Source organism: Sphingopyxis sp. OAS728 (genome assembly GCF_014873485.1).
GTDB lineage: Bacteria > Pseudomonadota > Alphaproteobacteria > Sphingomonadales > Sphingomonadaceae > Sphingopyxis.
Genome location: NZ_JADBDT010000001.1, coordinates 1,319,663 through 1,342,452 on the forward strand (window position 1 = coordinate 1,319,663; position 22,790 = coordinate 1,342,452).

Below are 22,790 nucleotides of genomic sequence, written 5' to 3' on the forward strand. Positions count from 1 at the left end.
GCCTGGATCCGGCGCCCCGAGATGATCAACGAACAGAAAGAAAATTATGCAGGAGCGGTACCTCGGGGATTCTCACGACTTCTTGAAGTACGCCCTGCTCCGGCATCTGAGCAAATCTCTCGAGCTTCGGATCGGGGTGAACTGGTACCTTACGACGCCCGATCAGGTTGACCGCCCGGGCAACAATGATGGCGAAAAGCGTCATCATCTCAAAGGCGGGGTTTGGCGTGATGCGGACGCCGAGCTCTTCGAAAAGATCGGCAAGTTCGATACGGTCGCCGACCGCAAGCTTTCGAACGTAGCCTCGTGGGAGATTCTACCGCCCGACACTTGCTACTTTGCGGCCCACGTTCCTGCGGATGACCGTGGAAGCTGGCACCAGAACGCGATCGCCGAATTGCAGCCGGCCGACCTGATTTTCCTCGATCCGGATAACGGCTTCGAGGTGACCTCAATGACCGCGCGAACCCGGCCCAAATATTCGCTCTTCAGCGAAGCCGCGGACTATGTGGCTGCGGGCAAGTCTGTCGTTGCAATCCAGTTCGCTCGCCAATGCGACCCGGTACAGCGAGCGATCGATATTCGAATCAAGCTCGTCTCACTGGTAGGAAGTCCTGCGGACTTCCCGGTTATTCGCGGGCGCGTTGCTCCCAATCTTCTATTCTTCAGTATCGTTCCGGGCGCCAATCGCGAGCGGTGGCGGCGCGCCCTGCTCGACTTCGAGATGAATTGCGCCAAGGCCGAAATCATCGAGTAGGCGGCTTTCAATGTTTCTTTATTGCCGTCTGGCATGGTCGTTCCATGTCAACGACGCTCGAACATCCTGCTAAGCTCGCAGTTCTCATTGATGCCGATAACGCGTCGCCGCGGATAGCCGCAGGCCTTTTCAAAGAAATCGCCACGATAGGCGAAGCGAGCGTCCGGCGCATTTATGGCGATTTTTCTAGCACGCGGCTCAAGGGTTGGGCGGAGGTTTTGGCCACACATGCCATCATGCCGCACCAGAATTTCGCCAATACGATCGGGAAGAACGCGTCCGACATCGCGCTCGTGATCGATGCTATGGATCTTCTGCATTCGGGACGGTTCGATACCTTTTGCCTCGTCTCGTCGGATAGCGACTTCACGCGCCTTGCCGCCCGAATACGAGAACAAGGCGTCGCCGTGTATGGCTTCGGAGAACAGAAAACGCCGCAAAGTTTCCGTCAGGCGTGCAAGCGCTTCATCTACACCGAGAACCTTACGCTCGACGAAGCTAAAGGCATAACGGCGATTGGCGGCGGCCCCGAGCCTGAACCCGAAACGGCCAAACTAAAGCCGACGGAGGCGATCCCGCTCATCCAAGCAGCGCTGGGCCAGCTCGACGATCTGGATGGCTGGTACCCGCTAAGCGCGGTTGGAAGCCGACTTCTGGCAGAGATGCCCGATTTCGATCCACGCAGCTACGGGTGCGCCAAGCTCGTCTCGCTGATCGAAAAATCTGGCGCCTTCGACATTAGGCGCGACCAGCTTCGGGTTTACATCAAGACAAAATAGCTGCCCCGCAATCGCTGATCGTCTTACCCAACTCCCTTGGCAAAGAGCTTAGTCAGAGGCCGAAGTCTGAAGGCCGAAACCTAAACCGCTCCTCCGACGGAAAAGCGCGAAGAGCGATCAATTCCCCTTGCTCGTAGCGAATATGCCAAGTTTGAGCGTTGCGGGGCGCTGGGTCACGAAAGACCGATGGGTCCAGCAGGGCCACGTTCGCGCGATGCTGAGGATCTCTAACGGACGCATAGCGAATAGCCTGCGCGTCAATCTCTCGCGCTTCAGACGCAAATTGCTGGCAAGCGGAATAGTCGTCCTGCGCCATCCACAGCGACGCGCCCGCAACAAATGGTTCTGCACACAGGTCGAGCAGACGATCCATCGCTACCGAGACACTGATTGCCGAGTGTTCCACGGTCGTGCTCGGCGGCTGAAATCCAGGCGACCGGGAGTAGAAACGCAGTCGCCAATAGGCTGTCTCGGCAATCGCAGCGCCAATCGCCTCTGCGGCATAGAAGATGCCGGGCTTCTCGCCGGCGCGGCGAAATCTCGAGCTAATCTTATGCCCGTAGCGAAACGGCGTCGCGAGCAGATAGTGGAGATGTCGCGCCGCTACCGGCAAGTTCGGTTTCACTTCTTCCACAAGCTGCTCGAGCAACGCTTGATCGTCGGCGCCCGCCGCCAGACGGTTGGTCGAAATCCGATGTTGTGCTTCGACGATCCGCCACAGCTTCCCACGGTAGGCGCGAAGATGCTCCGGCTTCGGCGTTCGCTCAAACGCGGGCGCGGTAATCATCGACATAGTCGGCCACGTCGTTCAGACCGCGGATCGTTCGGATCAGATCGATGGGTCTGCCGCCAAGATCCAAGTTTTCCGACTTCAGCCAAGACGTCGACGCCGCATCGTCGCTTCCCATGAGCGCATCGAGGCTGCGAAAAAGCCGGACGAGATACTGCCCAAGTTCGAACGCCTTCTCGGCTCGCTGAAGTTGATAACTGCCGGAACGAAGACGCGAGGCCGTTGCAGCAGAAATACCGACCACCGAGCCCAACTGCTCGTTCGTCAGCTTCCAGCACGTCGCCACACGCGCGACCGCTTCCGAGAGAACTCGTCCCTGATCCGCTTGGGAGGCTGGCCGCGTCGCCATGACATTCTCCAGAATGAAAATCTACATTTCCATTCATAAGAACAAACTTCGGATTTTGCAAGCGGGCGCATTTCATTTGGCGGTTAGAGCCGAGATCTGGTCTTCGTCAGACGCGCGTAGAGCGTCGAGATAATCGCTCCACCACTGATGCATCGCTACCCGTTCATCCCAATAGCGCCCTCGATTATACGTCCCGCGAACGACATTGGCGTCCGCATGCGCCAGTGACCGCTCGATGGCATCGGGATGCCACTTGCCGCTTTCGTTCAAGAGCGAAGAAGCGGTGGTGCGCAGGCCGTGAGCCGTCACCTCCCCGGTGGAGTATCCCATGCGGCGGAACGCCTGATTGAGTGTGTTCTCGCTCATTGGGCGACGAAACGTGTGAAAGGCAGGAAAGACGAACCCTTCGGGTCCGGTAAGCTCATGAAGCTGCCTCAAATAGCTCACGACCTGACGCGACAAAGGTACGGCATGCGGCCGGCGCATCTTCATGCGCTCCGCAGGGATATTCCATACCGCACTATCGAGGTCGATCTCCGACCACAGGGCTTTACGCAGTTCTCCGGGCCTGGCCATCACATGAGGCGCAATTTGACACCCGAGCCGCGTAATCGTGTTTCCGGTGTATGCATCGATAGACCGCAGCAACGCACCAACTGCCTCCGGTTCCAAGAGCGCAGCGTGGTGCGTCACACGCGGGGCGATCAGCGCCCCCCGCAACACGGCAGTAGGATCGCTCTCTCCTCTTCCAGTCGCGACCGCATAGCGGAAGACCCTGCTGGCGAAGGAGCGGGCGCGACGCGCCGTTTCATATTTGCCGCGCGCCTCGATCCTTTTGAGCACAGCCAGAACCTCAACGGGCTTGAGGTCGGCGACAGGCATGGTCGCGATAGGCTTGAGCTGGTCGAGGAGCCAGTTAGCCTTCACCGTCGTCGCATCGGCTCGCCCCTCGGCGACCGACTTGTCGATATACTCCTTGGCGATGTCACCGAACGTGTTTCCGGCATTGAACTGCGCGATCAGCTTCTGACGCTTGCGCTCGGCAAGCGGGTCCACGCCCTCGCGCAACTTACGCCGGGCATCGTCGCGCAATTGCCTCGCCTCGGCCAAGCGCACTTCCGGATATGCACCGAGCGCGATGCGGTTATCCTTTCCGAGGTGCCGATACTTGAAGCGCCAGAGCTTTGCGCCTGTCGGGCGCACCTCCAGATAGAGGCCTCCAGCGTCCGCGCGTTTGTACGGACGGTCCTCCGGCTTCAGCGAACGGATCACAACATCGGTAAGGGACATCGACTCAACTCCTGCAAGCAGGTCTCAGCCGGTGCGACATCTCAAGCCAGCGATGGGGCCACCAGAAAATGGCCGTGGGGCCATCGCCTATTCCGGTGGCCCCATTTCGAGTGAGATCGAGTGAAATATCCTCGGACACCAAAAGACAAGACCAAGGAGAAAATGGCAGATTTCTGCCGTTTTGTCGATGGTTCTGGGATGTCAGGAGAGGGGTAAATGGTGCCCAGAAGAGGACTCGAACCTCCACGACCTTGCGATCGCCAGCACCTGAAGCTGGTGCGTCTACCAATTCCGCCATCTGGGCACGGGGTAGGAGCGGGCGCTTAGCGGGGCGTCCATCGGCTTGTCAACCGCGCTGCGAGCACCGACGCACATTTTATCGCAAAGCCGCCGGTTTCGCCTCACAATAGGCGCCTCGCCCCTTGCCCCCCTTCCCGCTTCGCGGCATGGGGAAGCCGTGCGGCGCGCCCCTGCGCCCGCAAGAGAATCGATCACAGGCGGACGATATGCAGAAACTCGACGGGCAATTGATCACGGTGCTGGGCGGCGGCGGCTTTCTTGGCCGCTATGTCGTGCAGCGGCTGCTGACGCGCGGTGCGCGCGTTCGCGTCGCGCAGCGCGAACCCCGCGCCGCAACCTTTCTGAAGCCGCTCGGCGGGCTTGGCCAGACGCAGTTCGTCGCGGTCGACGTTCGCGATCCCGCCAGCGTCGCGCGCGCCGTGCAGGGCAGCGATGCCGTCATCAACCTCGTCGGCGCGTTCGGCGACATGCAGGCGGTGCAGGCCGATGGCGCCGGCCATGTTGCGACCGCCGCCAAGACGGCCGGCGTCGGCTCGCTTGTCCATGTCTCGGCGATCGGCGCCGACGCCCACAGCGCATCGGCCTATGGCCGCAGCAAGGGCGATGGCGAAGCAGCGGTCCGCGCAGCCTTTGCCGACGCAGCGATCCTGCGCCCGTCGATCCTGTTCGGCCGCGAGGATCATTTCATCAACCGTTTCGCGACGATGATGCGCATGGCGCCGGTCGTTCCGGTGATTGCGCCGAAGGCGAAGTTCCAGCCTGTCTATGTCGGCGACGTCGCCGATGCGGTCGTCGCGGCGCTGGCCCGTGATGCTGCGGGCAAGACGTTCGAGCTCGGCGGGCCCCAGGTGCTGACGATGGCCGAACTTCTGCGCTGGATCGCGGATGCGACCGGCCGCAGCCCGCTGTTCGTCGATGTGCCCGACTTCGTTGCCTCGGCACTCGCCAGCGGCTTCGGCTGGGCACCCGGCGCGCCGATCACCAAGGATCAGTGGTTGATGCTCCAGCACGACAATGTCGTCGCAAACGACGCCGCGGGGCTCGCAGAGCTCGGCATCACCCCGACGTCGCTCGGTTCGGTCGCCGACGGCTGGCTCGTCCAATATCGCCGCAATGGTCGCTTCGCCGAGCTTGCCTCGCGATAATGTCTATCTGGCTGACCGCAATCATCCTCGGCATCGTCGAGGGTCTGACCGAGTTTTTGCCCGTCTCCTCGACGGGCCACCTCATCCTCGCGACCGAGCTGCTCGGCTATGACGCCGCGCGCTGGGCGATCTTCAACATCGCGATCCAGCCGGGGGCGATCCTTGCGATCGTCGTGCTGTACCGGAAGCTTTTCTGGGAGATGTTCACGGGCTTTTTCCGCCGCGAACCGCAAGCGATCGCGTTCGTGCGCAACCTGCTGCTCGCCTTCTTTCCCGCGGTGATCCTCGGCCTCGCGTTCGGCGACTATATCGAGCTGCTGCTCGAAAATGCCGTGGTCGTTGCCTGGGCCCTTATCATCGGCGGCTTTGCGATCCTGCTCGTCGAGCGCTTTGCGAAGACGACGGATGTCGGCGGCGTCGCGAATGTGTCGACGCGGCAATCGATCCTGGTCGGGCTGGTCCAGTGCATCGCGATGATCCCGGGCGTCAGCCGGTCTGGCGCGACGATCCTCGGCGCGATGTCGTTCGGGGTCGATCGCAAGACCGCGGCCGAGTTCAGCTTCTTCCTTGCGCTCCCGACGCTGACGGGTGCGACGATACTCCAGCTGTTCAAGCACCGCGACGCGATCACATCGAACGACCTCGGCCTGATCGCGGTCGGCTCGCTCGTCTCGTTCATCGTCGCCTGGGCGGTGATCAAGGCGTTCCTCGCCGTCGTCACGCGCTACGGCTTTGCGCCCTTCGCCTGGTATCGAATCATCGCCGGCGTCGCCGCACTGATCTGGCTCGGGATGAGATAGGTCCGAACTGATACTAATCGACGAAAGATAATTGCGCGACCCCATTTTGAGGCAAATTCACCCCTCATTTTAGGTTAGCAATACTGCCCTAACTCGATATTCGCCCGTGACACGGCTTTTCGAGCCATGCAATTCCCCGCTCAACGAAGGGGATACTGCATGGCTTCCGAACGCATGCTCCAATTTGTGGGGCGTGAACAATCCTATCCGGACAAGCGCTCCGCCGAAGAACGCGCGCGCGACTTTCGCGAGATCGCCGAGCGCTACGCCGAGCCCGACGCCGACGCGCAGGCCGCACGCTGTTCGCAGTGCGGCGTGCCCTATTGCTCGGTGCATTGCCCGCTCCACAATCATATTCCCGACTGGCTGCGCCTGACCGCCGAGGGGCGGCTGCGCGAAGCCTATGAGCTTTCGAACGCCACCTCGACGATGCCCGAGATCTGCGGCCGCATCTGCCCGCAGGATCGCCTGTGCGAGGGCAATTGCGTGATCGAATTTTCGGGGCATGGCGCGGTGACGATCGGCAGCGTCGAGAAATATATCACCGACACCGCCTGGGCCGAGGGCTGGGTCGAACCGCTGCACGCAGGCGCCGCGACCGGCCAGTCGGTCGGCATCATCGGCGCCGGTCCCGCCGGGCTCACTGCCGCCGAATATCTGCGCGCCGCGGGGCATGAGGTCCATGTCTACGACCGGCACGACCGCGCCGGCGGGCTCCTCACCTATGGCATCCCCGGCTTCAAGCTGGAGAAGGACGTCGTGATGCGCCGCATCGACCGTCTGGTCGAAGGCGGCATCCAGTTCCACCTTGGCTTCGACGTCGGAAGCGACGCGACGCTCGACCAGCTTCGCCAGAAGCATGACGCGCTGCTGATCGCGACCGGCGTGTACAAGGCGCGCGAGATCAACGTTCCGGGCAACAGCGCCGAGGGCGTGATCGCGGCGCTCGATTATCTGATCGCGTCGAACCGCAAAAGCTTTGGCGACGCTGTTCCGGCGTTCGACGACGGCCGTCTCGATGCCAAGGGCAAGCATGTCGTCGTTGTCGGCGGCGGCGACACCGCGATGGACTGCGTCCGCACCGCGGTGCGCCAGGGCGCGAAGTCGGTGAAGTGCCTCTATCGCCGCGACCGGGAAAATATGCCGGGGTCGCAGCGCGAGGTGACCAACGCCGAAGAGGAAGGCGTCGAGTTCGTCTGGCTGTCGGCGCCCGAAAGCTTCACCGCCGACAAGCATGTCAAGGAAGTCGCGGTCGCCGGCATGCGTCTCGGCGCGCCCGACGCGAGCGGCCGCCGCAGCCCCGAGGCCGATCCCGGCCGCAAGTTCGACGTGCCCGCCGACATGGTGATCAAGGCGCTGGGCTTCGATCCGGAGGAATTGCCGCACCTGTTCGGCTCGCCCGATCTCAGCGTTACCCGTTGGGGCACGCTCCGCGTCGATCACCAGACGATGATGACCAGCCTGCCCGGCGTTTTCGCCGCCGGCGACATCGTGCGCGGCGCCAGCCTGGTCGTCTGGGGCATCCGCGACGGCCGCGATGTCAGCGACCAGATGGCAAAGTGGTTGAAAGCGAAGGCCAAAAGCGAAAAGAAGGCAGCATGACCAACAGGGGAAGGAATTTCATGATGCCGTCGTTCAAATCGATCCTGCTTGCCGGTGCCGTCGCGATGCTGCCGTTCGGCGCCGCGGCCCATGCCGCCCCCAAGAAGACGGCCAAAGAAGCCCCGGTCGCCGAAGTGATTGTGGCCGAGCCGGCGCAGGTCGAAGAAGAACCTGCCACCGACTTCGACAGCGAAGCCTATGCCGCAGAGCAAAAGGCGAAGATGCAGAAGGAAATGGACGAGGCGGTCGCGCTGATCGAAAAAATGTTCGACACGAGCAGCCTGCCGCCGATCGAGCCGGCGCGCCTGGCGCTCGCGCAAAAGACGATGGGCGCGCTGATCCCCGCCGGCAGCATCGAGAAGATGATCGACAATCTTTATGGCAAGATGTTCAAGACGATCATGGGCGAGTTCGGCGGCCAGTCCGACCTGATGCTCTCGATCCAGACCGGCGTCGAAAGCGAACAGGTCGCCAAGCTCGACGAAGCGACCAAAAGCAAGATCGCCGACATGTTCGACCCGCACCGCAAGGAGCGCGAAGACCAGATCACCAAGGTGATCAAGCCGCTGATCAGCGAAGGGCTGGGCGACATGGAACCCCCGATGCGCGAAGGGCTGGCCAAGGCTTATGCCCGCAAGTTCACCGCGGCACAGCTGACCGACCTCAACGGCTTTCTCGCGACGCCGACCGGCGCGCTCTATGCCAATGAATGGATGGCGCTGCAGGCCGATCCCGAAGTCATGGTTGCAGTCATCAAGGCGGTGCCGCCGCTGGTCACCAAGTTCATCGACCGCGCGCCGGAGCTGGAGAAGGATTTCAAGGATCTGCCGAAGGAAAAGCAGCTCTCCGATTTCAGCGACAAGGAGCTCTCCTCACTCGCCAAGCTGATGAAGGTCGATGTGAAGCTGCTGAAGGAACAGCGCGACATGTGGAAGACCGACAGCGTCGAGGCGACCGATGCGGTCGCGGTCGAAGCGGCCGACGATTATGCCGTCGATGCCGCGGCCGACGCGGCGGACGCGGCAGCCTATGCCGCCGATGCGGCCGCCGACGCGGTTGCGGACCCCGCCTATGACCGCAGCAACTGGTCCGCCGCCGACCTGAAGCGCGTCGAAGATCTTGAACTCGCCTACGAAAACGCTTCCCTCGCCGCGCAGCAGGCCGCCGAGGAAGCGGCCGAGAACGCGCGCAAGAAGCTACCCGACTAAACACTCCGTCAGGACGAAGATGATGACCCATTTCCCCACCCCCGATCACGCGCGGCTCGCAGCCGAAGGCATGTATCGCCCCGACCTGGAATCCGATGCCTGCGGCGTCGGCATGGTCGCGGCGACCGACGGCAAGCCGTCGCGCCGCGTCGTCGAGGCAGCGATCGAAGCCCTGCGTGCCGTGTGGCACCGCGGCGCGGTCGACGCCGACGGCAAGACCGGGGATGGGGCGGGCATCCATGTCGACCTGCCCGTGCGGTTCTTCGACGATGCGATCGCGGCATCGGGGCACAAGGTGCGCCCGAACCGCCTCGCGGTCGGCATGGTCTTCCTGCCGCGCACCGATTTGGGCGCACAGGAGGAATGCCGCACGATCGTCGAGGCCGAAATCATCGACGCGGGCTTCACCATCTATGGCTGGCGCCAGGTGCCGGTCGACGTGTCGGTGATCGGCGACAAGGCGCAGCGCACGCGCCCCGAGATCGAGCAGATCATGATCGCGGGCCCCCTGCCCGACGAGCAAACGGTCGCCGAGTTCGAAAAGCAGCTTTATCTCGTCCGCCGCCGGATCGAGAAAAAGGTGATCGCGGCACAGATCGCCGACTTTTACATCTGCAGCCTGTCGGCGCGCTCGATCATCTACAAGGGCCTGTTCCTTGCCGAGAGCCTTGCCGACTTCTTCCCCGACCTCACGAACAAGCTGTTCGAGAGCCGCGTCGCGATTTTCCACCAGCGTTATTCGACCAACACCTTCCCGCAATGGTGGCTGGCGCAGCCGTTCCGTTGCCTCGCGCACAATGGCGAGATCAACACGATCCGCGGCAACAAGAACTGGATGAAGAGCCACGAGATCAAGATGGCGAGCCTCGCGTTCGGCGAGCATTCGGAAGACATCAAGCCGGTTATCCCGGCAGGCGCGTCGGACACTGCCGCGCTCGACGCGGTGTTCGAAGCGCTGTGCCGCGCCGGCCGCGACGCGCCGACCGCCAAGCTGATCCTCGTCCCCGAGGCGTGGACGACCGAATGCGACGTCCCCGACAATCACCGTGCGATGTACTCCTATCTCGCCAGCGTGATGGAGCCGTGGGACGGTCCCGCCGCGCTCGCGATGACCGACGGCCGCTGGGCGGTTGCGGGCATGGACCGCAACGCGCTCCGCCCGCTGCGTTACACGCTGACCGCCGACAATCTGCTCGTCGTCGGGTCGGAAAGCGGCATGGTGCTGCTGCCCGAGGCGAGCATCCGCAAGAAGGGCCGCCTCGGCCCCGGTCAGATGATCGCCGTCGATCTCGAAGAAGGCGTCTTGTACGAGGATCTCGCGATCAAGGACAAGATCGCCGACGCGCAGGATTATCGCTCGCGCGTCAAGGGCTTCCGCACGATGGCCGACCTGCCCAAGGGCGGCAAGTCGAGCCTGCCGGCCTTCGAGCGGCCCGAACTGCTGCGCCGTCAGGTCGCCGCCGGCCTCACCATGGAAGATATGGAGCTGATCCTCGCCCCGATGGTCGAGGATGCCAAGGAGGCGATCGGGTCGATGGGCGACGACACGCCGCTCGCGGTCATCTCCGACAAGCCGCGCCATGTCGCGCAATTCTTCCGCCAGAATTTCAGCCAGGTGACCAATCCGCCGATCGACAGCTTGCGCGAACGGCATGTGATGAGCCTGAAGACGCGCTTCGCCAACCTCGCGAACATCCTCGACGAAAAGGGGCAAAGCGACCATGTGCTCGTGATCGACAGCCCCGTGCTGATCGGTGACGACTGGGATCGCCTTCGCGCCTATTTCGGCGACGCGGTCGCCGATATCGACTGCACCTTCCCCGTCGGCGGCGATGCCGCAACCTTGCGCGAAGCGATCGCCCGCGTCCGCCGCGAGGCCGAAGACGCCGTGCGCGCGGGGCGCTCGGAACTGTTCCTCTCGGACCAGAATCTCGGCGAGAACCGCGTCGGCATGGCGATGGTGCTCGCCGCCGCCGCAGTACACACCCACCTCGTCCGCAAGGGGCTCCGCAGCTACGCGTCGATCAATGTCCGTTCGGCCGAAGTGCTCGACACGCACGCCTTCGCCGTACTCGTCGGTGTCGGCGCGACGACGGTCCACGCCTATCTGGCCGAGGCCGCGATCGCCGATCGTTGGACGCGCGGGCTGTTCGGCGGCGAATTGTCGCTGGGCGACTGCCTGACGCGCTTTCGCAAGGCGATCGACGACGGGCTGCTCAAGATCCTCGCCAAGATGGGGATCGCGGTGATCTCCTCCTATCGCGGCGGTTATAATTTCGAGGCGGTCGGCTTGAGCCGCGCGCTCGTCAACGATCTCTTCCCCGGCATGCCGGCAAAGATTTCGGGCGAAGGTTATCAGTCGCTCTTCATCAACGCGACCGACAAGCACAGCGCGGCGTTCGACAAGCGCGTCACCACGCTGCCGATCGGCGGCTTCTATCGCCAGCGCGCGGGCGGCGAGGCGCATGCCTATTCGGCGCAGCTCATGCACTTGCTGCAAACCGCGGTCGCGACCGACAGCTATTCGACCTATCTGCAATTTGCGCGCGGGGTCGCCGATCTGCCGCCGATCTACCTCCGCGACCTGATGGAGTTCAACTATCCGGCGCAGGGCGTCGCGCTCGATAGCGTCGAGGCGATCACGGAGATCCGCAAGCGCTTCGTCACCCCCGGCATGTCGCTCGGCGCGCTGTCGCCCGAAGCGCATGAAACGCTGGCGATCGCGATGAACCGCATCGGCGCGAAAGCCGTGTCGGGCGAAGGCGGGGAAGCGAGTGAACGCTATCGTCCCTATGCCAATGGCGACAATGCCAACAGCAACATCAAGCAGATCGCGAGCGGCCGCTTCGGCGTCACCGCCGAATATCTGGGCGCCTGCGACGAAATCGAGATCAAGGTCGCGCAGGGCGCCAAGCCCGGCGAAGGCGGCCAGCTTCCGGGCTTCAAGGTCACCGAATTCATCGCCCGCCTGCGCCATGCGACGCCGGGCGTGACTTTGATCTCGCCCCCGCCACACCACGACATCTATTCGATCGAGGATCTGGCGCAGCTTATCTACGACCTCAAGCAGATCAATCCGAAGGCGCGCGTCTGCGTCAAGCTCGTGAGTTCGGCGGGCATCGGCACCGTCGCTGCGGGCGTTGCGAAGGCGCACGCCGACGTCATTCTCGTCGCGGGCAACACCGGCGGCACCGGCGCCTCGCCGCAGACCAGCGTCAAATATGCCGGTACGCCGTGGGAAATGGGCCTGTCCGAAGTCAACCAGGTCCTGACGCTCAACGGCCTCCGCCATCGCATCCGTCTCCGCACCGATGGCGGGCTCAAAACCGGGCGTGACATCGTGATCGCCGCCATCCTCGGCGCGGAGGAATATGGCATCGGGACTTTGAGCCTCGTCGCGATGGGCTGCATCATGGTCCGCCAGTGCCACAGCAACACCTGCCCCGTCGGCGTCTGCACGCAGGACGAGAAGCTGCGCCAGAAGTTCACGGGCAGCCCCGAGAAGGTCATCAACCTGATGACCTTCATCGCCGAGGAGGTTCGCGAAATCCTCGCGAAGCTCGGTTGCCGCAGCCTCGACGAGGTGATCGGCCGCACCGAATTGCTGCGGCAGGTCAGCCGCGGCGCCGAACATCTCGACGACCTCGATTTGAACCCGATCCTCGCGAAGGTCGACGCCCCCGACGACCAGCGCCGTTCGCAGGGGCCGAGCTTCCGCAACCCGGTGCCCGACAGTCTCGACGCGCAGATCCTCAATGACGCCAAGCCGCTGTTCGAGCGCGGCGAGCGTATGCAGCTGACGTATAACGTCCGTAACACGCATCGCGCCGTCGGCACGCGCCTGTCGGCCGAGGTCACCGCGCGCTTCGGCATGAAGGGCCTCGCCGACAATCATGTGCAGGTGCGCCTCCGCGGTACCGCCGGCCAGTCGCTCGGCGCCTTCCTCTGCCAGGGCGTCACATTGGAAGTGTTCGGCGATGCGAACGACTATGTCGGCAAGGGCCTGTCGGGCGGTCGCATTGTGGTGCGCCCGACGGTGTCGAGCCCGCTCGTCAGCCAGCACAACAGCATCATTGGCAACACCGTCCTCTACGGCGCGACCGCGGGCACCTTGCTCGCCGCGGGTCAGGCGGGCGAACGCTTCGCGGTCCGCAATTCGGGCGCGAAGGTCGTCGTCGAGGGCTGCGGCGCGAACGGCTGCGAATATATGACCGGCGGCACCGCGGTGATCCTTGGCCCCGTCGGATCGAACTTCGGCGCGGGCATGACCGGCGGCATGGCGTTCATCCTCGACACCGACGAGCAGTTCGAACGCCGCGCGAACGGCGAATCGATTGTCTGGCAACGCCTCGCGAGCAGCCACTGGGAAGCCGTGGTCAAAGAGCTGGTCGAGGAACATGCGCAGGCCACGGGTAGCAAATGGTCGGCCGAGGTCCTCGCCGACTGGGACCGCTGGCGTGGGCGCTTCTGGCAGGTGTGCCCGAAGGAAATGCTCAGCCGCCTGACCCATTCGCTGAACGAGGAAGAGATCGAGGTCGTCGCGGCGGAATGACCCGTCGCGGCGGAGGGGCAACCCATCGCATCGCCGCAGGACGTTCACCCCAGCGAAAGCGTCGCTTCCCTATAAGCGCCGCTTTGCTGACCCCTTGCGTCCTTTGAAAGGATGAAGCCATGACCCGTTTCGCCCTGATCGCCCTGCCCCTGATCGCGCTCGCTGCGCCGCTGCCGGCGGCCGCCCATGAAATGGAGGGCGCTGTCGCGACGCTCAACGATCCCGTGGCGCAGGACCGGATGGCCGACACCGTCACCGCCATGGTCGCGGCGCTGATGCAGATGCAGGTCGGCCCGCTCGCAAAAGCTGTCGCGCAGATCGATCCCGAATCCGACGCCGCCTATATCCCGCCCGACGCCACGCTCGGCGAGATCGCGGGCCGCGATCCCGAATATGCCGAACGCATGGGCGCCGATGTCCGCGCCGGAACGCGCATGGCGGGCCACGCCGCCTCGGCGCTCGCGGCTTATGCGCCGGTGCTCAAGGACATGGCGCGCGACTTTGCGGCACAATGGGAACGCGAGCGCGAAGCCGCGCGCCGCTGAGGCCTAATCCACAATCGCCGGGGCGGCGCGCGCCATAGACGTTGCGCGCGGCGCCTTGCTGCCGCTATGCCGGTAATATGTGGCAACTCTATCAATTCCCGCTCTGCCCCTTTTCGCGCAAGGTCCGCCTGTTGCTGGGCGAAAAAGGCGTTGGTTATGAATTGGTGCGCGAATCGCCGTGGGAGCGCCGCGACGAGTTTATCGACCTGAATCCGGCGGGTCGTACCCCCGTGATGGTCGATCAGGCGCGCGGCCAAGTGCTGATCGACAGCATGGCGATCGCCGAATATTTCGAGGAAACCGTCGAAGGCAAGGCGATGATCAACGGCACGGCCGCGAACCGCGCCGAAATCCGCCGACTGACGTCATGGTTCGACCACGACTTTTATTATGAAGTCACCGGCCCGCTGCTGTTCGAACGGATGCAGAAACGCATCGTCCACCGCCAGCCGCCCGACGGCGGCGCGCTGCGCGAGGCGATGAAGGCGGCGAACAACCATCTCGACTATGTCGACTATCTCATCGACCACCGCACCTGGCTCGCCGGCGCGACGATGAGCCTCGCCGACCTGACCGCCGCCGCGCATATCTCGGTCGCCGACTATCTCGGCGGGATCGATTGGACGGGGCATGAGCAGACCAAGGGCTGGTATTCGGGCCTGAAGTCACGCCCGAGCTTCCGCCCGCTCCTCGCCGAGCGGATGGAAATCGTGACGCCGCCGAAATATTATGAGGATGTAGACTTCTGATACGGCACACAGATTAGTGCTCCCCGGCGAAAGCCGGGGTCCAGAAGCGCATTATGATGGCATATGGGCCCCGACTTTCGCCGGGGAACACGAATCCTCGGCCTCAGCAGCCCTTATATTTCCAGTTCCGGTCCTTGCCCTCGGCGACCTGCGCGACGATCGTTTCGATGCGTTTGACGCGCGTTTCCTCGCGCTTCGCCTCTAGCACCCATTCGATATAATCGCGGCGCTTGCCGGGCGAGAAGGCATCCCAATGGCCTTGCGCCGCGGGATTGGCCTTGAGCGCGGCACCCAGATCGTCGGGCAGACCGAGCGCCGCTTTTGGCTTTGGCGCCGCCCGCTTGGGCTTACCCTGGGCGCACAGCGCCGCCGCCTTCCTGATATAGTCCGCCATCTGCTCGTCGGATGGCAGGTCGGCGAGCGACCCAAGCCGCCCCATGCTCCCCATGGCCCCGGTATCGCGCGGCGAGCCCGTCACCTCTTCATCGCGCCAGAAACCAAAGGTCGCATGTTCCTTGAACGCGGCCATGCCCGCGAGATTCTCGCCGTTCAGGACGAAATGCGGCACGCCCCATTTCAGCGTCTCCTGCGAGCCCGGCGCATGTTTATGCACCAGTTCGCGAAGATGATTGAGGATCGGCTGCGCGAACGGCTGGCGCTTCGCGATATAATCGTCGACGCGCTGGTCGCGGCTCACACCGCGTGCCTCGCGGCGACCAGATAGTTTAGCGCCTCGCTACCGCCGAGCTTGAAGCCCTTCGCGGGCGATGGCGACAGGCCGGTGCGGTCGATGACCTCCAGCCCGGCGCCTTCGAGCAATTCGGTCAATTCTTCAGGTTTAAGGAACTGGTCCCAGTCGTGCGTCCCCCGCGGTACCGCGCCGATGCGCTCCGCGGCTTCGACGAGCAGCAGCTTCGACAGCGCGGTCCGGTTCGGGGTGGACAGGATCATCAGTCCGCCAGGCGCGAGCCGCGCCGCGAGTTCGGCGATGAAAGCGGCGGGATCGGTGACATGCTCGACGACCTCCATCGAGGTGACGAGATCGAAGGTCGCCGGCGGCAGCGCGGCCAGTTCGCCCGCGAAATAGGTAATCGCCAGCCCCTGCCCCGCGGCATGATCGCGCGCAGCAGCAATATTCTCGGGTGCCGCGTCAACGCCGGTGACCTTCGCCCCCATTCGGGCGAGCGGTTCGGCAAGCAGACCCGCGCCGCACCCGACGTCGATCGCCGTCCGGCCCGCAAGCGCGTGACGCTCGCGTGCATCGACCTGCCAATGCGCGTCGATCTGATCGCGGATATAGGACAGCCGCACCGGGTTGAGCTTGTGCAGCATCGCCGACGACCCATGCGGATCCCACCAGTCGGCGGCGAGCGCCCCGAAATGGGCGGCTTCGTGCGGATTGATCGTGGCAGCACTCATGCCCTGCGATGTGGCACCGCGCCTCGCGCCATGCAAGAAATTCTATCCGCCGCATACGAAGCCGGTCTTGCCATCGCCCCTCCCCTTCCCTAACGACGCGAGCGCCGCAGAAATGCTTGGAAAAGTTGCGGCGGAAACCAGATCAGGAAAGCGGGGCGAGATGGCGCGGATCGTGATGAAATTCGGGGGCACGTCGATGGCGGGCACCGAGCGGATTCGCACCGTGGCGAAACTCGTCGCGCGCGAAGTCGCCAATGGCAACGAAGTCGCCGTGGTCGTCTCGGCGATGGCGGGCGAGACCGACCGGCTCGTCAATTTCTGCCGCGAGGCGAACCCGCGCTACGACCCCGCCGAATATGACGTCGTCGTCGCCGCGGGCGAACAGATCACCTCGGGCCTGCTCGCCCTCACTTTGCAGGCAATGGGCACCCCCGCGCGCAGCTGGCTCGGCTGGCAACTCCCGATCCGCACCGAAGAAGCGCACGCCCGCGCGCGCATCGCCGACATCGACACCGGCGCACTCGGCGCCGCGATGGCAAAGGGCGAAGTCGCGGTCATCCCGGGCTTCCAGGGTCTGATGGACGACGGCCGCGTCTCGACACTTGGCCGCGGCGGCTCGGACACGAGTGCCGTGGCCGTTGCCGCGGCGCTCAAGGCCGACCGCTGCGACATCTACACCGACGTCGACGGCGTCTACACGACCGACCCGCGCATCGTCGCCCGCGCGCGCAAGCTCGACTACGTCACCTATGAGGAAATGCTCGAACTCGCGAGCGTCGGCGCGAAAGTGCTCCAGACCCGCTCGGTCGGACTCGCGATGAAAGAGGGCGTGCGTGTGCAGGTGCTCTCGAGCTTCGTCGAGGGCGACGAGGCTCCCAAAAAAGGCACGATGATCGTCAGCGACGAGGAAATAGAGGAACATCAGATGGAACGGCAGCTGATCACCGGCATCGCCCACGACAAGAATGAAGCGAAGATCATCGTCACGCGCGTTCCCGACAAGCCGGGCGCGGTCGCGAACATCTTCGGCCCGCTCGCCGCGGCCGGGATCAACGTCGACATGATCATCCAGAACGTCGGCCGCGAGAAGGGCGAGACCGACGTGACCTTCACCGTCCCCGGCACCGACCTCCTCCGCTCGATCGACCTGCTCGAAGCCGCGAAGGAAAAGATCGGCTTCAACCGCATCATCAGCGACGACAAGGTCGCCAAGGTCAGCGTCGTCGGCGTCGGCATGAAGAGCCACGCGGGCGTCGCAAGCACGATGTTCCGCGCGCTCGCCGATCGCGGCATCAACATCCAGGCAATCTCGACCAGCGAGATCAAGGTCAGCGTGCTGATCGACGAGGACGAGACCGAACTCGCGGTGCGCGTCCTCCACACCGCCTACGGGCTCGACGCCGACTAAGTTTTAAGGGCGGGCCGTGTTTCGCGCCCGCCCGCTCAATTCCAGTCGCGCGCCATGAAGCGCTCCTTTGCCCCGCTCAAAACGCCGACCGCGCGCTCGACATTGCGTTGCCTGGCCGCATCCGATTTGAGATTGGCGAGATAGCGCAGGACTTCCTTTTTCAGGCCGGGCGTCAGGCCGTCCCATCGGGCCTTGGCCAACGGATTTCCGTCGAGGCGCGAAGCGAATTCGGGCAGCATCTCATGCTGCGGCCCGGCCCTGTAGGCGTCGTCGAAGACGAGCGTCACCTCGACCGTATCGCCGACCTCGGTGCCCGAGGCGCCGCGCACGCTGCCGTCGAGATAGAGATAGAAGCTGCCGTCGCCCGCCGGCATCATATTGACCGGCCAGGCGGGATCGGGCTTGCCATTCAACTGCACCAGAATGGGCATCGGCCTTTTCCAGTCGGGCTTGATCCGCCGCGCCCGCGCGGCGCTCACCAGCACATAGGGATTGATGCCTCTAAGCTCGATCTTGGCTTTGAAATTCATGCCTGATCCGTAGCAGAAGGATCAGGGTGGCGTGAGCCCCGGTTTAGGCGGCCGCACCGATATCCGCCGCACGGCGGCGCTGACGCGCCTGCCCGACGAAATGCACCACGGCGATGTGGATCGCAAACAGCCCGAATTTCGACGCCAACGGAAAGACCCCGATGAACAGCGGCCACCAGCTCGTAAAGAAGAGCGCAATCACGAGGTTCAGCCCCGCGCTCGCGAACATCAACGCAGCCCAGATCATGCCGAACCGGTCCATGACATCACCGACCAGCGCCATCTGTTCGGGCGGGATATAGCGGTTCAACCAGCCCTTGCGCAGCATCACCGTGCCGACGATCAGATACACCACCGTCGGCTTCGCCATCACGAAGCGCGGGTCGCCGGTCAGCAGGGTGGCGGCGGCGGTGAAGAGCACCGACGCCAAGCTGATCCACTGCAACGCCGCGACCTGATGCCCGCGCGCCAGTTCATAGCCGACCACCGCGACCGCGACGACGGTTCCCGCGATCACGGCGGGAACGATCCCGGCGCCGGCGGCAAGCAGGATGGCAAAGACGATGATTCCCAGGGAATCGAAAAGCATCGGCCCCAGGGCATAGAGCAAGGTACGCATGACCCGTCCTTTCGCGCTGCAATGTTATCGACGTCAACATTGCAGCGCGAACCGAGTCGGGTCAAGTCGAAATTGACATTGTTAACATGGGCCCGCGACAGGGTGCGGCGCGCACGCGGCGAACCGAGCCTCAGTCGCGCAGCCGCACCTTCGCCGTCACCGACAGGCCGGGCCGCAACTGCGCCAGTGCCGCCTGCCCCGGATCGAGCCGGATTCGTACCCCCACGCGCTGGACGATCTTGGTGAAATTGCCCGAACCGGGTTCGAAGGGCAGCAGGGTAAACTCGCTCGCCGACCCCGGCGCGAGGCTTTCGATCGTCCCGGTCAGCGTGTCGCCGAGCGCGTCGACATAGACGTCGGCCTTCTGCCCGGGCCGCATTTCGCGCGTCTGCGTTTCCTTGAAATTGGCGACGACATAGATCGAACGCACCGGCACCACCGACAGCAGCCGGGAGCCGGGTTGGACATAGTCGCCAACCTGGATACGCCGGTTCCCGACGACGCCGTCGATCGGCGCGGCGACGAGCGTGTGCCCGCGGTCGAGCTTGGCCAGCGCGAGCGCGGCGCGCGCCTTCGCCGCAGCCGCTTCGGCGGCCTGCACGCGCGCAGCTAGGATCGGCCCCTTGGCGCGCGTCACCGACGCTTCTTCGATGCTCGCGCCAAGGTCGGCGCGCGAACGCTGCGCCGCCGAGGCCGCCCCGACCGCGGTCGCGTCGACCTGCTCGGCGTCGCGCCGTGTCACAAAGCCATCGACGAGCAGCGCGTTATAGCGCCGCCGGTCGGCCGCGGCGCGCGCGGATTCGGCGTCGGCGGCGGCGATCTGGGTGTTGATCGAACGGATGTGCGCGGCGGCAAGCTTCTGCTCGGCTCCGAGCGAGGCGAGCGTCGCGCGCGCTGTCGCGACCTGCGCATCGGCGTCGGCAACCGCGGCCTCGGCCTCGAGTAGCCGCGAGTCATAGTCGCGTACGTCGATGCGGACGAGCGGGTCGCCCGCCCTCACCGCCTGATTGTCACGCACGAGCACCGCGGTGACCAACCCGCCGACGCGCGGCGCGACCTCGCTCGCATCGGCCTGCAGATAGGCGTTGTCGGTCGATTCCGACGTCCGCGGCGCGGTGAGCCACCAGATGCCCACTGCGGCGATCACTAACGCGATCAGCCCGATCTTCCACGCCTTTTTCGGCAGCGCGATGCGGCGACGCCCCATGTCCTTGGCCGGCGCCTCAGCCTCGATGGCGGCCTGCACATTCATTGCTGGATCACCAGCAGTGTCGATGTCGCAGTCGCGAGAATGCGCCCCTCGCCGTCGGTCAGCTTCGCCTCGACATAGGCGACGCGGCGCCCGATCGAAATCACCCGCCCCTCGGCGCGCACCTTGCCCGTCTTGCCCGTCATCGCCTTGAGGTAAGAGGTTTTGAGTTCGAGCGTCGTCATCGCCTGATCGTCGGCCAGCCTGGTCACGACCGCGATGCCGCAGGCGGAATCGAGCAGCGTCGCGGCATAGCCGCCATGGACAATCCCCATCGGATTATAATGTTCGGGTCCGGGCACGCCCTCGAACGCCGCCCAGCCCTCGCCCGCATCGACAAGCTCGAACCCCAGCGTCTCACCGATCGGCGGGCGTCCGCCTGTGGCGATCAGCCCCTGCACTTTGGCGAGCGTCATTGTGCGGTCTCCAGTCCGTAACGCCGGGTGATGCTCGCATGCGTGTCGGCGAGCATCGCATCGGACAGCGCCGGGTCGCCCACCGCGCGCGCGAGCGCGACGCCGCCGACGAGCTGCGCCAGCAGCGCATGCGATTCCGCTTGCGGGTCGGCATAGCCAAGCTTTGCGAGCGGCGCCGCGAGACGGCCTGCAATCCCTTCGACTCCCGCCCCGAAGCGTTCGCGCGTAGCAGGCTGTGAACGCGCGAAATCGCCCGACAGGGTCGGCAGCGGGCAACCCCGATCACGACTGTCGCGATGCTTGGCCGACAGATAGAAATCGACATAGGCGCGCAAAACGCCGCGCGGATCGCCATCATGATCGATCCGCTCGGTCCGCGCCCGCGCGTCGGCGAACATCGTCCCGATCGCTTCCTTCACCAGCGCGTCCTTCGACGGAAAATGCGCATAGAAGCCGCCGTGAGTCAGCCCCGCGCGCGCCATGATTCCGGCAACCGCGACGTTGTCGGGGCCCTTCGCGCGGATTTCCTTCGCCGCCTCTTTCAGCACGCGCTCGCGCGTCTCTGCCTTGTGCTCGGTTGAATAGCGCACTTGCGTCTCCTTTTATATGACGCATATAATATAAAGACGACAGGACACAAGACCCATGGCCACCATCCCGCTTTCTCCCGCCGCCGCAGACGTGCCGTTCAACCCGGCGGCGATGCCCAACGCGCGGAAATATCTGATCTTTGCGGTGATGGCGTTCGGCCAGTTCATGGCGCTGATCGACATCCAGATCGTCGCCGCCTCCTTGAACGAGGTGCAGGCGGGACTCAGCGCCGGACCCGACGAGATCAGCTGGGTGCAGACCGCCTATCTGATGGCCGAACTCGTCATGATCCCCTTCTCGGCCTTCCTTGCGCAGGCGCTATCGACCCGCTGGCTGTTCGCGACGTCGGCGGGGCTGTTCACGATATCGAGCATGCTCTGCGGGCTCGCGTGGAACATTGAGTCGATGATCCTGTTCCGCGCGGTGCAGGGTTTTGTCGGCGGCGCGATGATCCCGACGGTGTTCGCGACGGGCTATATGCTGTTCGAAGGCAAGCAGCGTGCGATGATCCCCGCGATCCTCGGCATGGTGTCGGTGCTCGCGCCCACCTTGGGGCCGACGGTCGGCGGCTGGATCACCGACGCGATGGGCTGGCGCTGGGTGTTCTTCATCAACGTCGTGCCCGGCGCCGCGGTAACGCTGGCGATCATCGCGCTCGTCAAGATCGACAAGCCGAACCTGCAGATGCTTCGCCGTATCGACTGGGTCCATCTCGCCTCGATGGCGATATTCCTCGCGGGGCTCGAGTTCGTGCTCGAGGAAGGGCCGAAGCATGAATGGTTCAGCGAGCCGTCGATCGCGATCGGCGCCTGGCTATCGTTCGTCGCCTTCGGCCTCTTCCTCGAACGCTCGTTCCGCTCCGACGGCCCGATCGTGAAGCTCACGCCGTTCCGTAAACCGACCTTCGTCTTTGCCTGCGTCTTCAACCTCGTGATCGGGTTTGGCCTTTATGCGAGCACCTATCTCGTTCCGATCTTCCTTGGCCGCGTGCAGGGCTATAACGCGTCGGAGATCGGCACGACGGTGTTCGTTTCGGGCATCGCGCAGCTGCTCGGCGTGCCGATCGCCGCGGCATTGTCGCAGCGTGTCGACCAGCGCATCGTCATCACCTTCGGGCTCAGCCTGTTCGCGATCGGCCTCTGGATGTTCAGCTTCATGACCCCCGAATGGGGCTTCGCGGCGCTCTTCTGGCCGCAGGTCATGCGCAGCTTTGCGATCATGTTGTGCATCGTTCCATCGGTCGGGCTCGCGCTCGGCAATTTCGAGGGGCCCGAACTGCGCTATGCCTCGGGGCTGTTCAACCTGATGCGCAACCTCGGTGGCGCGATCGGCATCGCGCTCGTCAACACCTGGCTCGGCGACAATATGCGCCTCCATATGCTACGTCTCTCGGAAGCGCTCGGCCGGTCGAGCGAGGCGGCGAACGAAGCCGCCGCGGGGCTCGCCCAGCATATCGGCCACTATGTCACCGATCCCGCGCTTGCGGCGCAGATGGCGGGTTCGACGCTCGCCCACGTCATCGGTCGCGAGGCGCTGACGCTCGCCTTCGACGACGTTTTCCGCCTGATGTCCTGGATATTCCTCGCCGCGCTGGTGATGGTCCCCTTCTGCAAACCCCCGCCGATCGGCGGCCCGGCACCAAAGGACGCGCATTAGATTAAGCGAAAGAGTAGTTCGTCTGAAAGCAACCAA

General features: G+C 64.3%; 21 protein-coding genes and 1 tRNA gene. 11 read left to right on the forward strand and 11 right to left on the reverse strand.

Features of this window, described 5'->3' with window-relative positions:
- The first annotated feature begins 82 nt into the window (after positions 1–82).
- Together GGC65_RS06135 and GGC65_RS06140 are read left to right on the forward strand one after the other, a co-directional pair.
- Positions 83–757 (forward strand): hypothetical protein, encoded by a 675-nt coding sequence (locus GGC65_RS06135; RefSeq protein WP_192646346.1) that lies wholly within the window; start codon positions 83–85, stop codon positions 755–757.
- 44 nt (positions 758–801) lie between these two features.
- Positions 802–1,536: an NYN domain-containing protein gene (locus GGC65_RS06140; protein ID WP_192646347.1), complete on the forward strand. Its 735-nt coding sequence runs from the start codon at positions 802–804 to the stop codon at positions 1,534–1,536.
- Positions 1,537–1,588: 52 nt separating this feature from the next.
- Here the strand turns inward: GGC65_RS06140 and GGC65_RS06145 are convergent, their stop codons facing one another.
- The 4 genes from GGC65_RS06145 to GGC65_RS06160 form a co-directional block, all read right to left on the reverse strand.
- Positions 1,589–2,329 (reverse strand): RES family NAD+ phosphorylase, encoded by a 741-nt coding sequence (locus GGC65_RS06145; RefSeq protein WP_192646348.1) that lies wholly within the window; start codon positions 2,327–2,329, stop codon positions 1,589–1,591.
- Positions 2,301–2,675, reverse strand: a complete 375-nt coding sequence (locus tag GGC65_RS06150; RefSeq protein ID WP_054725015.1) for an MbcA/ParS/Xre antitoxin family protein — start codon at positions 2,673–2,675, stop codon at positions 2,301–2,303. The genes GGC65_RS06145 and GGC65_RS06150 overlap by 29 nt, the downstream gene beginning before the upstream one ends.
- A 72-nt stretch (positions 2,676–2,747) precedes the next feature.
- A complete protein-coding gene (locus GGC65_RS06155; RefSeq protein WP_192646349.1) occupies positions 2,748–3,965 on the reverse strand; it encodes a tyrosine-type recombinase/integrase in 1,218 nt (405 codons plus the stop codon).
- A 217-nt stretch (positions 3,966–4,182) separates the two neighbouring features.
- A tRNA-Leu gene (locus tag GGC65_RS06160) sits at positions 4,183–4,269 on the reverse strand.
- 202 nt (positions 4,270–4,471) lie between these two features.
- Here GGC65_RS06160 and GGC65_RS06165 point away from each other — a divergent pair.
- The 7 genes from GGC65_RS06165 (at position 4,472) to GGC65_RS06195 (ending at position 14,866) form a co-directional block, all read left to right on the forward strand.
- Entirely contained in the window at positions 4,472–5,410 is a 939-nt protein-coding gene (locus GGC65_RS06165; RefSeq protein ID WP_192646350.1) for a complex I NDUFA9 subunit family protein, read from the forward strand.
- Entirely contained in the window at positions 5,410–6,210 is an 801-nt protein-coding gene (locus GGC65_RS06170; protein ID WP_192646351.1) for an undecaprenyl-diphosphate phosphatase, read from the forward strand. Before GGC65_RS06165 ends, GGC65_RS06170 begins: the two co-directional genes overlap by 1 nt.
- A gap of 159 nt (positions 6,211–6,369) precedes the next feature.
- Positions 6,370–7,812 (forward strand): NAD(P)-dependent oxidoreductase, encoded by a 1,443-nt coding sequence (locus tag GGC65_RS06175; protein WP_192646352.1) that lies wholly within the window; start codon positions 6,370–6,372, stop codon positions 7,810–7,812.
- A gap of 23 nt (positions 7,813–7,835) precedes the next feature.
- Positions 7,836–9,020: a DUF2059 domain-containing protein gene (locus GGC65_RS06180; RefSeq protein ID WP_225940697.1), complete on the forward strand. Its 1,185-nt coding sequence runs from the start codon at positions 7,836–7,838 to the stop codon at positions 9,018–9,020.
- 19 nt (positions 9,021–9,039) lie between these two features.
- Complete coding sequence (gene gltB, locus GGC65_RS06185) at positions 9,040–13,572, forward strand: glutamate synthase large subunit (protein ID WP_192646353.1); 4,533 nt, start codon at positions 9,040–9,042, stop codon at positions 13,570–13,572.
- A gap of 119 nt (positions 13,573–13,691) precedes the next feature.
- Positions 13,692–14,117: a hypothetical protein gene (locus GGC65_RS06190; RefSeq protein ID WP_192646354.1), complete on the forward strand. Its 426-nt coding sequence runs from the start codon at positions 13,692–13,694 to the stop codon at positions 14,115–14,117.
- Between the two features lie 77 nt (positions 14,118–14,194).
- Complete coding sequence (locus GGC65_RS06195; protein ID WP_058804199.1) at positions 14,195–14,866, forward strand: glutathione S-transferase family protein; 672 nt, start codon at positions 14,195–14,197, stop codon at positions 14,864–14,866.
- A 103-nt stretch (positions 14,867–14,969) separates the two neighbouring features.
- Here the strand turns inward: GGC65_RS06195 and GGC65_RS23700 are convergent, their stop codons facing one another.
- Together GGC65_RS23700 and ubiG are read right to left on the reverse strand one after the other, a co-directional pair.
- Positions 14,970–15,563, reverse strand: a complete 594-nt coding sequence (locus tag GGC65_RS23700) for a YdeI/OmpD-associated family protein (RefSeq protein WP_192646355.1) — start codon at positions 15,561–15,563, stop codon at positions 14,970–14,972.
- A complete protein-coding gene (gene ubiG, locus GGC65_RS06205; RefSeq protein ID WP_192646356.1) occupies positions 15,560–16,285 on the reverse strand; it encodes a bifunctional 2-polyprenyl-6-hydroxyphenol methylase/3-demethylubiquinol 3-O-methyltransferase UbiG in 726 nt (241 codons plus the stop codon). The genes GGC65_RS23700 and ubiG overlap by 4 nt, the downstream gene beginning before the upstream one ends.
- Positions 16,286–16,445: 160 nt before the next feature.
- On the opposite strand from ubiG, the gene GGC65_RS06210 reads away from it, so the two are divergent.
- Positions 16,446–17,693 (forward strand): aspartate kinase, encoded by a 1,248-nt coding sequence (locus tag GGC65_RS06210; protein ID WP_192646357.1) that lies wholly within the window; start codon positions 16,446–16,448, stop codon positions 17,691–17,693.
- Between the two features lie 35 nt (positions 17,694–17,728).
- On the opposite strand, the gene GGC65_RS06215 is transcribed toward GGC65_RS06210, so the two are convergent.
- From GGC65_RS06215 to GGC65_RS06235, 5 genes are all read right to left on the reverse strand, one after another.
- Positions 17,729–18,223, reverse strand: a complete 495-nt coding sequence (locus GGC65_RS06215) for a YdeI/OmpD-associated family protein (protein ID WP_192646358.1) — start codon at positions 18,221–18,223, stop codon at positions 17,729–17,731.
- Positions 18,224–18,266: 43 nt separating this feature from the next.
- The gene (locus GGC65_RS06220; RefSeq protein ID WP_192646359.1) at positions 18,267–18,842 is read right to left on the reverse strand and encodes an inner membrane-spanning protein YciB; all 576 of its coding nucleotides are present in this window, start codon (positions 18,840–18,842) and stop codon (positions 18,267–18,269) included.
- Between the two features lie 130 nt (positions 18,843–18,972).
- Positions 18,973–20,094 (reverse strand): HlyD family secretion protein, encoded by a 1,122-nt coding sequence (locus tag GGC65_RS06225; protein WP_192646360.1) that lies wholly within the window; start codon positions 20,092–20,094, stop codon positions 18,973–18,975.
- A complete protein-coding gene (locus GGC65_RS06230; protein ID WP_192646361.1) occupies positions 20,091–20,507 on the reverse strand; it encodes a PaaI family thioesterase in 417 nt (138 codons plus the stop codon). Before GGC65_RS06230 ends, GGC65_RS06225 begins: the two co-directional genes overlap by 4 nt.
- Positions 20,504–21,097 carry a TetR/AcrR family transcriptional regulator gene (locus tag GGC65_RS06235; RefSeq protein ID WP_192646362.1) on the reverse strand — a complete coding sequence of 198 codons (594 nt, stop codon included), beginning with the start codon at positions 21,095–21,097 and terminating at the stop codon, positions 20,504–20,506. Before GGC65_RS06235 ends, GGC65_RS06230 begins: the two co-directional genes overlap by 4 nt.
- Positions 21,098–21,152: 55 nt before the next feature.
- Between GGC65_RS06235 and GGC65_RS06240 the strand changes: the two genes are divergently transcribed.
- Positions 21,153–22,754: a DHA2 family efflux MFS transporter permease subunit gene (locus tag GGC65_RS06240; protein ID WP_225940698.1), complete on the forward strand. Its 1,602-nt coding sequence runs from the start codon at positions 21,153–21,155 to the stop codon at positions 22,752–22,754.
- Positions 22,755–22,790 lie beyond the last annotated feature (36 nt).